The following is a 14,619-nucleotide window of genomic DNA, read 5'->3' as shown; positions in this document are numbered from 1 at the left end:
TTAACATTTAGAAAACAGACAAACTGTACTTTCATGTCGTAACATGACAACAGACAGCATAACTATCTGGAATTATCGAAGGTGAATACGATGGGCAAGTGGTTCAAATATGTTTTAAAGCTTGGGCTTGTCTTTGCGATTATAGCCGGAGGGCTCTACTATTGGCTGCGTCCGCTTTTGGTCAAGATTGAAAGCACGACGACGGCCGACGGCATTCATGTGAAGTTCAGGACCCAGGGAACGAATGTGGAGGAGTATTCGAATCAATCCTGGCAGCCTTACTTTGCCAAGGGAGTCAACATGGGAGCGACCATCCCCGGGCACTTTCCCGGTGAATTGGCCATTTCGGAGGATGATTACGAGAAATGGTTTGAGATGATCCAGGGCATGGGCGCGAATGTGATCCGCATTTATACGATCATGATGCCCGAGTTTTATGAAGCGCTGGTCAAGTACAATATGCACCATTCCAAAAATCCGCTGTTCTTTGTTCAGGGCATATGGAGTCCGGAGGAACAGCTGATTGAAGGGCAAGATGCGTTCGATCCCAAGATCAAACAGAAATTCGAACAAGAAATTAAGGATGCGGTTGCGGCGGTTTATGGAAAGACGACGCTGACACCCGAGCCGCATTCGGGAAAAGCGGGAGGTGTGTACAAATATAACGCGGGCCCCTATCTGATGGGCTGGATTGTCGGCACCGAATGGGATCCCAAGATGGTGAAGGGGACCAACGAACTTCATGCCGATACCGCCGATTATGAAGGAAAGCATTTCCGGAGTAAACCGGGAGCGGCTCCTTTTGAAAAGTGGCTGGCGTTTATGATGGATACGGCAGCGCAAACGGAAAGCCAGTTCGGCTGGCAGCATCCGATGGCTTTTGCCAATTGGGTGACGACCGACCCGCTGGAGCATCCGGGAGAGCCGTTGTTTGAAGAGGATCTCGTTAGCGTCGATCCTACCCATATTGAGGCGGCGGATTGGGCCGCAGGCTATTTTGCCTCGTATCATGTGTATCCGTATTACCCGGATTTTTTTGCATTTGATAAATCGTTTCAGACAATGAAGAACAGCAAGGGCGAAATCGACAGCTACACCACCTATTTGCATCGGTTAAAAGAAGCGCATCCTGACATGCCGGTCATGATCACCGAGTACGGCGTGCCTGCTTCTGTGGGTGTAGCCCACTTGGGCATGCTCGGCCGCAATCAAGGCGGTCATAACGAGCAGCAGCAGGGTGAGATCGATGCGGATTTATTGCAGCAGATTCACGATACCGGCTATTCGGGGGCGATGCTGTTCACGTGGCAGGACGAATGGTTCAAGAAGACATGGAACACTCAACGCTACGATGAAGCCGATCGCCGTGCCTACTGGTATAACACGCTGACCAATGAATCCTTTTTCGGAGTACTGGGCATGTTCCCGAGTAAGGATGACGATATTCATATCGATGGCGATGCCTCGGATTGGGATAAGCTGGGGGACGATAAGGAGCGGTTGGATGTGCAGGCCCCCGGCTTTGAGGAGCTCTGGGCGACGCATGACGAAGGCTACCTTTACCTGATGGCCAAGCTGTCCGAGCCCTTCGACCCGTCCAAGCAAAGCGTTTATTTCGGGACGGATACGCTGCCGGGAGGCAACCGTCATGCGCCGCAGCTGCATGGCGTTACTTTGGACGAAGGTCTGGAAACGCTCATTGAATTGGCGGATCCGAATCAAGGACGCATGATGATAGCCTCCAATTATGATCTTCACGCCCGCTTGTATGAGCGTTCCGGTTTGCCGGAGATCGATCCGAAGGAAAAGCAGGATGATTCGGGAATTTTCAAGCCGTGGAAGCTGGCTGTGAATTATCTGCTGGAGTATCCCGATGCACGGCTTAGCCATCCGTTCGGCGATGTGGAGGTAGGCCAATTGGAGAGAGGCTACAGCGATCCGTCGCGTCCCGATTATAATTCGAAGGCGATGTGGCAGGCGCAGGGACAGGTGCTGGAAATGCGCATTCCTTGGATGCTGCTCGGGTTCAGCGACCCCAGCTCGCTGAGTGTCATGAATTACAATCAGCCGGTTGCGAATAAATTCGAAGTGACCCCGGTAAAAGGAGTTCGCATCGTTCCGTGGATTGTACAGAACGATAAAGTCGTGGGCCGGGACGACTCGGCTGCGGCAGAGCCGGTTCCGGTGTCCCGTATGCCGTTGTATACATGGCAGCGGTGGGAAGACAAGGTCGATTATGTGGAACGGCCTAAACAGAGCTACTCGATTATGAAAGAGGCTATGGAGAAGATTAACGGCCCGGTTACCGGCACGCCGGGCAGCTGAAGCAGGGGAGGAGTTGACAAGGTGTACGCGAATATTGACGTAGCTATTCAAGCGTTATATGTCTTTATCGCTTTCAATCTGGTTTGTATCGCATTCATTTATGCCATCAAGCTGAGAAATATCCGAAGGAGGAGGCAGAACGACCGGTTTCAAGTGAAGTTTAAGGATTACTTGACCTATGTTCATGCCAGCCTTAACGGCGTGGAGCCGTTAAGGGTTCCTCCATGGACTATGAATGAGGTGGAAAGGGAGGCGATGCAGGAAAGGCTGAACGATATGGTGGAATGCTTCTCGGGCTGGCAGAGACAGCAGCTGATCCGGCTTTGCGAGGATCTTGGCTTAGTGAAGCATCATTTGGAACGGTTCCATCACCGTTCGTATCCGGTAAAGCTGGATGCCGCCTACCATTTGGGCTGCATGAGAGTGAAGGAGGCCATGACGGGTTTACTGGAAATGCTAAAGGAACATCCTTTAAATTCCTCACTGTTTGTCGTAGCGAGAGCCGCCGCCAAGTGCGCCCGGAACCAGCAGGATCTCGGCGTTATCGTCCAGCAGCTGCTGCGGCACGATAAGAAATGCTATGAGCTGGTCGCCGATATCCTTGCCGATTCGGAGCTGGATACCGTTTCCTTGTACACGGAATACGTCAATCATACCAATTCGGCTTACATTCAGATCGGGCTGATCGGCATGAATGGATACACCGATCCAGCCGCTGCCTCGGCCGTTTACCGGCTTATGGATTCCAAGCATGAAGACATTCAACTGAAAGCGGTGGAGGTATATTTGAAAAGCTCCCGCCTGCTTCCTAGGAACGTCGTCAGCAAGCTGCTCAGCCACTCGAATCTCGATATTCGCAGGCTGACGTTAGAAGCCGTGGGAACCCTTCGTAATGCTGCGTATGTGGAATTGATGAGAGCCAGTCTGGCGGATGCGGATCAGCGCGTAGTCTATACGTGCGCCAAAGGCCTGCTCAAAATGGGGCAGGAAGGCATGGCTGCGGTCTGCGAGAGTGCAGCTGCCGCGCAGGGCACGGATCGCGGAGACTTCATGCACCGGCTGATCGATGAAGAGCTCAAGCATTTGTCGATGCAGCTGCACCATCTGGATAAGCTGACGCAGTATAACACACTGATGTACACCTATGACAAAATATTCCGCAAACCGGCAAGAGTGGTTCGCGTCGTTTAGGAGGGCTGCACGTACATGTGGATTTTCGGGTATCAAGCGGTTGCGGATTCCTTCTTGAGCGGATTAAGACAGTTCCTGTTGTCTTACAGCTATATCGCTCTGTTCTATGTGATTCTCGTAACCCTAGTCTATTATTTCATATTCGGATTTTCGATCCGCCATATTTTTTCAATCAAGCGCGGAATCCAGTATAACCGGATGAATAAGCTGTCCGGCTCCAGCCATCTGCCGCCGGTATCTTTATTAGTTCCGGCCTATAATGAAGAATTAACCATTATTGAAAATGTCAGATCCTTGCTGGCTCTCAATTATGCAGAATATGAAGTAATCGTCGTCAACGACGGCTCGCAGGATCTTACCCTGCAGCGCATGACTGAAGAATTCAAGCTGGAGCTCATTCATCCGGTGCTTTCAAGCAGCATTAAGACAGGCAAAATCAGAGGCGTGTACCATAATCCCGAGTATCCCAATCTCTACTTAGTGGATAAGGTAAACGGGGGGAAGGCCGACTCTCTGAATGCAGGCATCAATCTTTCGCATTACCGGCTCATTTCAACCATTGATGCGGACTCTTTGCTGGAAAAGGACGCCTTAACGAGGATTGCCAGAGTGTATATGGAGAATCCCGAAGAAACGATCGCCGTCGGCGGCAACGTCCGCATCGTCAACAGCTGCACGGTAGAAGACGGGATCGTCAAGGATGTCCAATTTCCCCGCAAGCTGCTGCCGGCATTGCAGAATGTAGAATATACGAAAGCGTTTCTGGGCGGAAGGATCGGCTGGAGCGCGATCAATGGTCTGATTATCATCTCCGGTGCCTTCGGGGTTTTTCAAAAGGATAAGGTGATTGACGTCGGCGGCTACCGGGGAGGCTATCCGGGCGAGGATATGAACATCGTCATCAAGCTCCACCGGCACTGCCTGGAGAATAAAATTCCTTACCGGGTTGCGTTCTGCCCGGACGCCGTATGTTGGACGCAGGCCCCAGATTCCTATCGGATTCTAAGCAGCCAGCGCAAGCGCTGGGGGCGGGGAAATTTGAAAAATATGATTGAAGAAGGCATCCATATGGTACTCCGTCCGAAATACAAAGTATTCGGGCTGCTCACCCTGCCTTATAACATCGTGTTTGAAACGCTCAATCCGTATTTCCGGCTCAGCGGCGTGCTAGCTATATTAGGGTACTGGCTGCTGAATATGACGGACTGGAGCACCGTCGTCATCTTTTCCTTAGTGAATTTATTTTCCTGCTTTTCCTTGAGCCTGGGGGCCTTGTTTATTGAAGAGACCGCCTTCGGGCGTTATCCGAAGCTCAGCGATTTAAACAAAATGCTCTTATATTCGTTCTTAATGTTTGTAGGCTATCGGCAGATTGGCGTATGGTGGCGATTAAACGGACATATCCAATTCCTGCGCAACAACAATTCCTGGGGAACGATGGTCCGTACTAATTTTAATAAATAGATTCTAATCGAAGATAAGAGGAGTGGAGAAGATGGCGGTATTAGTTCACGATCCGATTCAAGAGGCAATTTTGGAGCTGGCCCGGCGGGTCCAGGCTTCCTATGAAGACGGCACAACATGCGGAATCATTCTGGCTCCGTGCACAGCGGTCAATCAGAAGGTACTGGAGCAAATGCAGACCTTTGTCAACGGATTTGACCTCGAGATGCCCCTTCAATGCTTCTACTTGGATTCCAATGGCCTTCTCGGGGTCGTGCTGTCCGGGCAAAAGCTGATCGACACCCACTATGTGTCGCTCGTTCTCAAAGAATTTATCGAACGGCAGGGCTTGCTCCAAGGTCAAATGGTTGTCGCCAGCTTCCCGGAGAGCGGAGAGCTGACGGAACAGTCGCTGTCACAGCTGCTCCACACAACACTTCATGCGAAAGGAGAGAACAGGGATACTCATTTGTTTATGAATCAAGGGATTCAGCAAGGGATCACTTCCATTCTGATCGCCGACCCGGACGAGGTAAGCAGGGAATTTGTCAAACTGCGGCTGGAGATTAACGGTTACAAGGTGGAAGAAGCCAAAGACGGAAGCGAAGCGCTTGAGAAATTCGAGAAAACGATGCCTAGTCTGGTGATTACGGAATTGAACCTGCCGATTCTGGATGGCTATCAACTGATCGATAAAATCAAGAGAGACTATGCGACAGATGGAAAAGTCATTGTTCTCACCGATAAGCAGCTGCCGAAAAGCATGGACCGCGCTTTTGAACTGGGCGCATCCGATTATGTGACGAAGCCTTTTTCCATTTCGGAGCTGGAGTGGAGAATCAAGAAGCTGGATTCTCGATTAAGCCATTAATCTAGAAATAAACCATGGGAAGGTGGAGAGTATGATGAACACATACACAAATTTAAAATATAAATTTACGAAAAAAACGGCTGAAATCGGGGTGATCGGTCTCGGCTATGTAGGGTTGCCCCTATGCATGGAGATGGTCAAGGGCGGGTTTACCGTATATGGGATTGATCTGGATTATCGTAAAGTAGAGTCGCTTCGCAACCGCCAGTCGTACATTCAAGACGTTCCGAATGAGGAAATTAAGAATGCAGTGGAGTCCGGCCGGTTTATTCCGACTGATGACTACCATACGGTTCAAAAGCTGGACGCGATCAGCATTTGCGTTCCGACTCCGCTTAATGATAACCAGGACCCGGATACCTCCTATATTAAAAGTGTCGTCCTGGAAATAAAGAAAAATTTGAAGCGCGGTGCTTTGATCGTTCTTGAGAGTACGACCTATCCGGGCACGACGGAGGAATTGATTCAGTTCGAGCTGGAAGCGCAAGGGCTCAAGGTAGGCAAGGACTTCTTCCTTTGCTTCTCGCCGGAGCGGGTCGACCCGGGAAATCCGAACTTTAACACTCATAATACGCCGAAAGTGATTGGCGGTACGACCGAGGCTTGCATTGATCTTGGCGTGACATTATACAGTCATGTGGTGAAAAATGTCGTTCCCGTCTCTTCTCCGAAGGTCGCGGAAATGTCCAAGCTGCTGGAAAATACGTTCCGCAGCATTAACATTGCATTTATTAATGAAATGGCCATGATGTGCGACAAAATGGATATCGATGTCTGGGAGGTCATTAAAGCGGCGTCGACCAAGCCGTTTGGGTTTATGCCTTTCCATCCGGGACCGGGCATCGGCGGGCACTGCATTCCGCTCGATCCGATGTATTTGTCCTGGAAGGCGAAGGAATTCCGCTTCTACAGCAAATTTATCGAGCTGGCGCAGTCCATTAACGACAACATGCCGGAATATGTTCGTTATAAAGCATCGCAGGTGCTCAATATGTATGCGAAGTCGATCCGCAATTCGAAGATTCTCATTCTGGGCATGGCGTACAAGCCGGATGTGGACGATCTTCGTGAATCGCCGGGGCTGGAATTGTATGAGCTTCTGCGGGAGAGCGGAGCTTATGTGGATTATTACGACCCGCATGCCCGGTCGTTCCGGGACAAGCAGGAGCATACGGTTCAATCGGTGGACTATGATTTATCTGCGTTCGCCAAATACGACTGCATGGTGCTGATCACGAATCACCGCTGCTTCAATAACCTTGAACTCGCCGCGCTAGGTGTGCCGATCATTGATACGCGCAATGCTTTCGCGGACATTCAGGCCGACAATATTTATAAATTGGGCACCGGTATCCGGAAGCAAGAAGTGAAGCTCGCCGTAGGCGTTTAAACGATCAATAGCATAGAGAGGAGCAACAACGATGTGTGGCATTGTAGGCTATATCGGAAAAAGGGACGTACAGCCGATTCTGCTGAACGGACTAAGCAAGCTGGAGTACAGAGGGTACGATTCCGCTGGGATAGCGGTATTGGAACAGGATCGGATCAAAATTAGCAAGGTCGAGGGACGTCTTGCCAACTTGTCGAGCCGGCTGGACGAGCAGCCGCTGCAAGGATCGGCCGGCATCGGTCATACGCGTTGGGCAACGCATGGTAAGCCATCGGATGCGAATTCCCATCCTCATGCGGATATGTCGGGTCAATTTACCGTCGTGCATAACGGCATTGTGGAAAACTATATGGAGCTGAAGAAAGAGCTGGAGGCCAAAGGAGTCACCTTTGCTTCCGAGACGGATACCGAGGTGATCGCGCATTTGCTTGCCGAAGCGTACCAGGGCGATCTTGCCGCCGCTGTTCGTGTAGTAATCGGGAGGCTGCAGGGAGCCTATTCGCTCGGCGTTATGGCGGAGTGCGAGCCGGACAAGCTTGTCGCGGTCAGACAGTCCAGCCCTCTCGTTATTGGCGCAGGCCAAGGGGAGCATTTCATAGCTTCGGATATTTCGGCTTTAATTGAGCATACCCGCGAGGTGTATATATTGGAGGATGGCGATCTGGCGGTGATTACCCGGGACCGTATCTCCATCACGAAGGCCGAGACAGCGGAGCCGGCGGAGCGTAAGCTGCTGCATATCGATTGGAGCGCCGACCAGGTGGAGAAAGGCCAGTACGACCACTTCATGCTGAAGGAAATTCATGAGCAGCCGCTCACGCTGCGAAACACAATGCTGGGACGCATCAATGACCGGGATGAGGTCGTCTTCCCGGAGCTGGCGCACGCAGCGGGTGCTTTCCAAGACGTGGATAAAATTTTCATCATCGCCTGCGGCACCGCCTATCATGCCGGACTCGTCGGCGGTGCGGTGATTGAGAAATTAACGCGCATTCCGGTTCAGTCCGATATCGCATCGGAGTTCCGCTATCGCGACCCGATCATCACGGATCGAACGCTGGTGATCGTCGTCAGCCAATCCGGGGAAACGGCGGACTCGCTTGCCGCTCTGCATGAAAGCAGGAGACACGGCGCCAAAATATTGGCCATCACCAATGTGCCGACCAGCTCGATTGCTCGGGATGCGGACTATGTGATCGCGACGAAAGCCGGTCCGGAGATTGCCGTGGCATCGACCAAAGCGTATACCGCCCAGCTGCTTGCCTTCTATTTGTTCAGCGTCTACTTGGCGCAGGAGAGACAGACACTCGATCCGGCGCGTCGCACGGAGCTGGTCAAAGGCTTGAAGGCACTCCCCGTTCAAGTGGAGAAGGTACTGGAGAACGCGAACGAGGTCAAGCTGTTTGCCGAATCCATCAAGGATGCGGACAGCCTGTTCTTTATCGGAAGGGGACTGGATTATGCCGTTGCCCTGGAGGGGTCTCTCAAATTAAAGGAGATTTCCTATATTCACTCGGAGGCTTATGCGGCAGGGGAGCTGAAGCACGGCACCTTGGCTCTGATCGAGAAGGATACGCCGGTTATTGCGCTGGCTACACATATGGATCTTTATGAAAAAACGGTCAGCAATATTAAAGAAGTCAAAGCTCGCGGGGCCCACGTCATGGGGATCACCGTTGAAGGCAACGTAGAGCTGCTGAATGCGGTGGACGAAATTTGCTTCATCCCTCCATCCCTTCAGCTGCTGGCGCCGATTTTGGCGGTCGTTCCGCTGCAGTTAATCTCTTATTATGCCTCGTTGGCGCTAGGGAACGATATTGACAAACCCCGTAATCTGGCCAAAAGCGTCACGGTCGAATAAACGGTACGGGAGGGATTCACATGGAGGCATTCGCCATTCTGTTAGCCGCAGGTAAAGGCACGCGGATGAAGTCGGAGCTGCCCAAAGTGCTTCATCCCGTCGGAGGCATGCCGATGATCGGACGGCTGGTCAACAAGCTCGAAAGCATGCCCATTAACCGGATATTGGCTGTTATTAGGCATAAGGGGGAACTGGTGAGGGAGTATCTGGGAATGCGGGTAACCTTCGTTGAGCAGATCCACCGGCTTGGAACGGCGCATGCCGTGCTTCAAACCCGGCGGCTCGAAGCGATTTGAAGCGATCGTCCTCGAGGACCCGATGGAGGTGATGGGGATTAACACCCCCGAACAGCTGGAGGAGGCGAATCGGGCCTTTTATGCACGAATGGGCATTTTTGCCTAGTAAGTCATGGAGAGAGGAGTTCCAATATGGGAGTTATTTTCGGTACGGATGGAGTTAGAGGGGTTGCGAACCGCGAATTATCGCCGGAGCTTGTCTTTGAGATAGGTCTTATCGCAGGCGATATGCTGTCGCGCAGCTGCGAAGGGAGAAGGCCGCGCATCGTGATCGGGCGGGACACCCGCATTTCCGGCCCGATGCTGGAATCGGCTCTGGTTGCCGGGTTATTGTCCGCAGGGATTGACGCTGTAAGGCTCGGCGTGCTGCCGACGCCGGGCGTAGCTTACGTCACAAGGCACTCGCAGATGGATGCGGGTGTGATGATCTCGGCATCCCATAACCCGGTAGAAGACAATGGGATCAAATTTTTCGGCAGAGACGGCTTCAAAATGCCGGATGAATGGGAGGCGGAAGTCGAATCCCTCCTGCAGGGGAATCCGCACCGGGCCTCCCGGCCTATCGGGGCCGATATCGGGACCGTACGCGATGACGCACAGGGCGCTCAGGACTATGTGAGCTATTTGAAGTCTACCCTATCGGGGCCGCTGGCCGGATGCAAGGTCGTGCTCGATTGCGCGAACGGGGCCGCCTCTTTACTGGCTCCTCGTCTTTTCCTCGAATTGGGCGTAGAGACAGTCCTGCTGTATCATCGGCCGGATGGCACGAACATTAATAAAGCGTGCGGATCCACGCATCCGGAGCGGCTCCGCCAAGCCGTATTGGAGCATCGGGCGTATGCAGGGCTTGCTTTCGACGGCGACGCGGACCGGCTGATTGCTGTCGATGAACAGGGCGAGCTGTTGGATGGAGATCATATCCTCTATATTCTTGCCGCACATATGGCCAAGCACGGCGGATTACGGCATAACACGGTCGTATCTACAGTCATGAGCAACTTCGGCTTTCACAAAGCGCTGCAAGCCAGTGGCATGGATTCGTTGAAAAGCAAGGTTGGCGACCGCTACGTCATGGAAGAAATGCGGAAAGGCGGGTACAACCTGGGCGGCGAACAATCCGGGCACATCATTATGCTGGACTATTCGACAACAGGAGATGGCGTATTATCCGCCCTTCAACTGCTGCAGGTGATGCGGCAGGAAGGCAAGCCGCTGTCAGAGCTTGCCTCCCCTGTAGTGAAATTTCCCCAGCTCGTTGTTAATGTACAGGTGAAAAACAAATACAAGCTGGAAGGCAACCGGCGCATTGAAGCGCTGATCCGGCAGGTCGAGAGCGCAATGGCCGGCCGCGGCCGGGTATTGGTAAGGCCTTCGGGTACGGAGGCTTTGGTGCGTGTGATGGCGGAGGGGCCGGATGAAAGGGAACTGTCCAGCTACGTAAAGGGCATAGTAGAGGCGGTAAAGGAAGAGCTTGAATATAGCGTTGTTTAATCCATATGTAAATATGAGAAAGATGATGGCGTGTTTAGTTTTTTGCCTGATTTTAACGAGCGTCCCTCTGTTTCTTCCGGTATATTCTCTTATTACCGAGCTGGAGGTGGAAGTGAACGGGGAAAGGATGAGCTTTACGGATGCGCAGCCGTACATCGATGAGCAGACGGGCAGTACGATGGTTCCCGCGAGAGAAATTGCCGAAAAATTAGGAGCTGAGGTGGAATGGGACCGCTCGTTGGAGCAGGTAACCTTACACAACCAGCGTTACAATACAATATTGACCATTGGTCAAAATTATGCCTCGGTGAATGGCAAGACTGTTAAGCTGGACGCTCAGGCAGTCATCAAAAGCGACCGTACCATGGTTCCGCTTAGGGCTGTCAGTGAAGGTCTTGGAGCCGATGTTGACTGGGTGGATGAGCGGAATTTGGCGGTGATAACTTCGGCGGACAAAGCACAGAGATCTACCTGGATCTGGGACAGCAAGCTGATTGAAACCGAAAGTGACAGTATCCTTCAGTTTGCCGCCAACCAAAAGCTAACTTCGATTTATCTTCGTTACGAAACGTATCCCGGTCCAGGAGACCTACCGGAATTTTATCCGAAAAGCTACTGAGCTGGGTATCAAGGTAGAAGCGCTGGCAGGCGAATCGGATTGGATCTACGACTATAACCATATCTACATCCAGCAATGGATTGCGTCGGTTACGCAGTATAACAATTCAGTAGATGCCATGGAACGCTTTCAAGGCTACCACTTTGATATTGAGCCGTACACGCTGGGCATGTGGAGAACGAATCAGACCTGGGTACTCGAACGATGGATGGATACGATCCGGCTCATTGAGACGGAAGTGAGGAACGCTGACCGCAGCATGACGATGGCCTTCGATATTCCATTCTGGATCAGTAGCTGTACAGTTCCGGGAACAAGCTACTCCTTTAGCGCATGGCTGCTGGAGAAGGCGGACAGTGTCGTCATTATGGCTTATCGCAACAGCGCACAGGGCAGCAACGGCATTATAGCGAGAGCCAAATCTATCATCCTCGAGGCGGCAACACTTAAGAAACAGGCTGTCGTCGCGGTGGATACGTTACCCAGCACGGAAGCCGATTATACGACCTTTTACACGTCGAACTCTTCGTTCATGGAGTCGGAATTGAAACAGGTCAAGGAAAACTTCTCTCTTTATCCGAGCTATTCCGGCATCGCTGTCCATGATTACGTCAGATGGATTCAACTAGTGAACGGTAATCGATAAAAGAACATGCCGGACACGGACGGCGGCCGCTGAAAAACGAGCGGAGCCTGCGGAATGGTTCTGTAAAAGCGCAAGCGTTCGCCTTTGTTCCTGGATTTCAACCGCAGCAAGCGGGACAAATCCAAGAAATTCTGGCACAGCGGCGATCAGGAGAAGGAGCCTATCCTCGCAGCGACGACTTTTTCAGCGGCCTCGACCGACGTGACCGGATTTTTTTAGAAACACGAAGGAGGATATACAAAATGAAAATTATGGGTTTGGTTGTCTCCCTGTTGGCCGGTGCGGCTCTCGGTATTTCAGGGATGGCTTTTGCGGGCGGCAGCGATATGGCCAACACCTTTCAGCAATCTTCTTTACCGGGAGGAGGCATTGAGGTCCCTCATAACGATAGGATTCACCTTTCTACAGATAAGCAGTGGATTTCCTCAGAAGGCCACTTGTCGGATCTGATTCGGCTTCAGTGGACGAAAGACCGGGCAAAGCCGGCCATTTCCTGGTTGGACGAGAACGGAAAAGACAAAGCGGCTATCGTCGCTCACGCCAAAGCGAATGACCCCAAGCAGCACGATCATAATCATATGTCGTTTGAAACGACGATGTCGCCCGACGGCAAAAACGCGAACGAGCTGTTTACCCGCTTGGAAATTCCGTTTGACCAGGATATTTCTGAAATTCGCACGCATTCCTCCAACTTTAATGTCATGGACGGCATTTTACGAATCGCCGGCACCGGCGGCATTAACCGCGATTTGACCTTTGCCAAAGCGGACGACGGGAATATCACGACTCCCCGCTGGGCCATGCGTGCCGACACTTCCGAGGAATCGGGAGGGAACGCCGGCTCCAATCTGCAAATTATCCGTTATTCCGATGATGGGAAAGCACTGGACAATCCGCTAACGATTGACCGCAGCAGCGGCAACATTGGTATTGGCAGCTCGGATGCCAAGACGAAGCTGGATATCAACGATGACAGCGTCCGCATCAGGAAATCTATGACGCCGGCCTCGTCCTCGGCTCCAGGAGAAGAAGGGGAGATCGCTTGGGACAACGGATACATGTATGTTTGTGTCGCTCCCAACACATGGAAAAGAACGGCGCTTTCTTCATGGTAAATTGCATTCCTGTTAACCGTAATTCGGTAACAGCAGTTCATTTTCTCCCATACTTTAATCAGACTGTAAAAGTCCTCTATTCGCTAGAGGGCTTTTTTTGTTGAGTCGGATTCAGCACCGAACTTTCCGGAAAAATGCGTTTCCGCAGCGGCTTGCTGACGCAAATTCTGAGGATGCTGCCGACATAAATCCTTAGTCGTATAAATAATACACTACGGGCTACCCACTTAAAATGGAAAGGATGTCAGAATCCTATATAAGGATCATAGAAAGGTGTGAACCGCCTGTGCCCTGGAAAGTGTTGATTGCCGATGATGACCCGAATGTGAGGGAGATCATACGACTCTATTTTCGTCAGCAGCTTATTGAATTGATAGAAGCATCTGACGGCGCCTCGGCCTTGGCCATATTAGCGGAAGTGAAGCCTGATATTGTGATACTGGATGTAATGATGCCGGGGATCGACGGTTTTGAAACGTGCCGGGAAATTACTAAACGTTATGATGTGCCTGTCATTATGCTGACAGCGAAGAATGATGAATTTGACCGGGTGCTCGGTCTTGAGCTCGGTGCGGACGATTATATGACCAAGCCTTTCAGCCCGAGAGAGCTGGTTGCGCGGATCAAAGCGATTTTTCGAAGAATGCAGAAGGGGCAGCCGCTTATTGAGGTTGATGCGCCCTCCCAATATGAGTTTGACGATCTGGTCGTTCATGTCACCCGCCGGGAGGTCATCGCGGGAAGCGCGAAGGTCGACTTGCGCCCCAAGGAATTTGAGCTGCTCGCATTTTTTGCAAAATCTCCAGGCAGTGTGTTTACGAGAGAGCAGCTGCTGGAGCAGGTTTGGGGATATGATTTTTTAGGAGATATGAGAACGGTAGACGTTCACATCAAAAAACTTAGAGAAAAGTTAAGCCCTTGTCGCAATGTGTGCATTCATACGGTATGGGGAGTGGGCTACAAATTTGAGGTAGAAGCATGTACCTGAATCCGAATAAAAGCATTCTGCGTAAAATGCTGACCAGCTCCATCGTCACGGTCACTTCTTGGACTGTGCGCGGTCGGCCTTGTCATTTCCTTGTTTGCCAAAGAATACATAGTTAACTCCAAAAGCAATGAGATGATCCGGCAGGCCAAGCAGGTCAATCTCGCTATACAAAATCAAACGGTTCCGAATGACGGATTCAAAGAGTTGCTGCAATTTTTCGATCAAGCCTTTGACTCGCGTATTTGGATATTCGATTTGGATGGCAATATTGTCGTTACCTCCTCCAAGGATGAGGTGAATGTTGGCAAGGTCGTTAGCACCGATGTGGTGAATAAAGTTCTTAAAGGCGAACCGGCGGTTTGGGATCAGTCCGAAGGACTCAA

General features: G+C 51.5%; 13 protein-coding genes (1 of these 13 cut by a window edge). All 13 read left to right on the top strand.

Annotated elements, in window-relative coordinates; translation table 11 throughout:
- Window positions 1-90 precede the first annotated feature (90 nt).
- Window positions 91-2,325: a hypothetical protein gene (locus tag ACHHV8_RS28885; protein ID WP_395162751.1), complete on the top strand. Its 2,235-nt coding sequence runs from the start codon at window positions 91-93 to the stop codon at window positions 2,323-2,325.
- A gap of 21 nt (window positions 2,326-2,346) precedes the next feature.
- Window positions 2,347-3,516 (top strand): HEAT repeat domain-containing protein, encoded by a 1,170-nt coding sequence (locus tag ACHHV8_RS28880; protein WP_395162750.1) that lies wholly within the window; start codon window positions 2,347-2,349, stop codon window positions 3,514-3,516.
- A gap of 15 nt (window positions 3,517-3,531) precedes the next feature.
- Window positions 3,532-4,980 carry a glycosyltransferase family 2 protein gene (locus ACHHV8_RS28875; protein ID WP_395162749.1) on the top strand — a complete coding sequence of 483 codons (1,449 nt, stop codon included), beginning with the start codon at window positions 3,532-3,534 and terminating at the stop codon, window positions 4,978-4,980.
- Between the two features lie 31 nt (window positions 4,981-5,011).
- The gene (locus ACHHV8_RS28870; RefSeq protein WP_395162748.1) at window positions 5,012-5,830 is read left to right on the top strand and encodes a response regulator; all 819 of its coding nucleotides are present in this window, start codon (window positions 5,012-5,014) and stop codon (window positions 5,828-5,830) included.
- A gap of 34 nt (window positions 5,831-5,864) precedes the next feature.
- Complete coding sequence (locus ACHHV8_RS28865; protein ID WP_395163652.1) at window positions 5,865-7,220, top strand: nucleotide sugar dehydrogenase; 1,356 nt, start codon at window positions 5,865-5,867, stop codon at window positions 7,218-7,220.
- A gap of 31 nt (window positions 7,221-7,251) precedes the next feature.
- A complete protein-coding gene (glmS, locus tag ACHHV8_RS28860) occupies window positions 7,252-9,081 on the top strand; it encodes a glutamine--fructose-6-phosphate transaminase (isomerizing) (protein WP_395162747.1) in 1,830 nt (609 codons plus the stop codon).
- Between the two features lie 20 nt (window positions 9,082-9,101).
- Window positions 9,102-9,377: an NTP transferase domain-containing protein gene (locus ACHHV8_RS28855; RefSeq protein ID WP_395162746.1), complete on the top strand. Its 276-nt coding sequence runs from the start codon at window positions 9,102-9,104 to the stop codon at window positions 9,375-9,377.
- Window positions 9,378-9,509: 132 nt separating this feature from the next.
- A complete protein-coding gene (gene glmM / locus ACHHV8_RS28850; protein WP_395162745.1) occupies window positions 9,510-10,868 on the top strand; it encodes a phosphoglucosamine mutase in 1,359 nt (452 codons plus the stop codon).
- Window positions 10,869-10,980: 112 nt separating this feature from the next.
- Window positions 10,981-11,487: a copper amine oxidase N-terminal domain-containing protein gene (locus ACHHV8_RS28845; RefSeq protein ID WP_395162744.1), complete on the top strand. Its 507-nt coding sequence runs from the start codon at window positions 10,981-10,983 to the stop codon at window positions 11,485-11,487.
- Between the two features lie 118 nt (window positions 11,488-11,605).
- Entirely contained in the window at window positions 11,606-12,133 is a 528-nt protein-coding gene (locus ACHHV8_RS28840; RefSeq protein WP_395162743.1) for a hypothetical protein, read from the top strand.
- Between the two features lie 242 nt (window positions 12,134-12,375).
- Window positions 12,376-13,248, top strand: coding sequence for a hypothetical protein (locus ACHHV8_RS28835; RefSeq protein WP_395162742.1), 873 nt, complete (start codon window positions 12,376-12,378; stop codon window positions 13,246-13,248).
- A 286-nt stretch (window positions 13,249-13,534) separates the two neighbouring features.
- Window positions 13,535-14,236 (top strand): response regulator transcription factor, encoded by a 702-nt coding sequence (locus tag ACHHV8_RS28830; protein WP_395162741.1) that lies wholly within the window; start codon window positions 13,535-13,537, stop codon window positions 14,234-14,236.
- 90 nt (window positions 14,237-14,326) lie between these two features.
- Window positions 14,327-14,619, top strand: the start of a protein-coding gene (locus ACHHV8_RS28825) for a sensor histidine kinase (protein WP_395162740.1). It continues 1,084 nt past the right edge of the window; 293 of the gene's 1,377 nt are visible here — the first part of the coding sequence; it begins with the start codon at window positions 14,327-14,329; its stop codon lies beyond the right edge, outside the window.

Origin of the sequence: Paenibacillus sp. TAB_01 (assembly GCF_043945595.1) — a bacterium.
Taxonomy (GTDB): Bacteria; Bacillota; Bacilli; order Paenibacillales; family NBRC-103111; genus Paenibacillus_S.
This window is presented reverse-complemented; position numbering and strand designations above follow the sequence as displayed.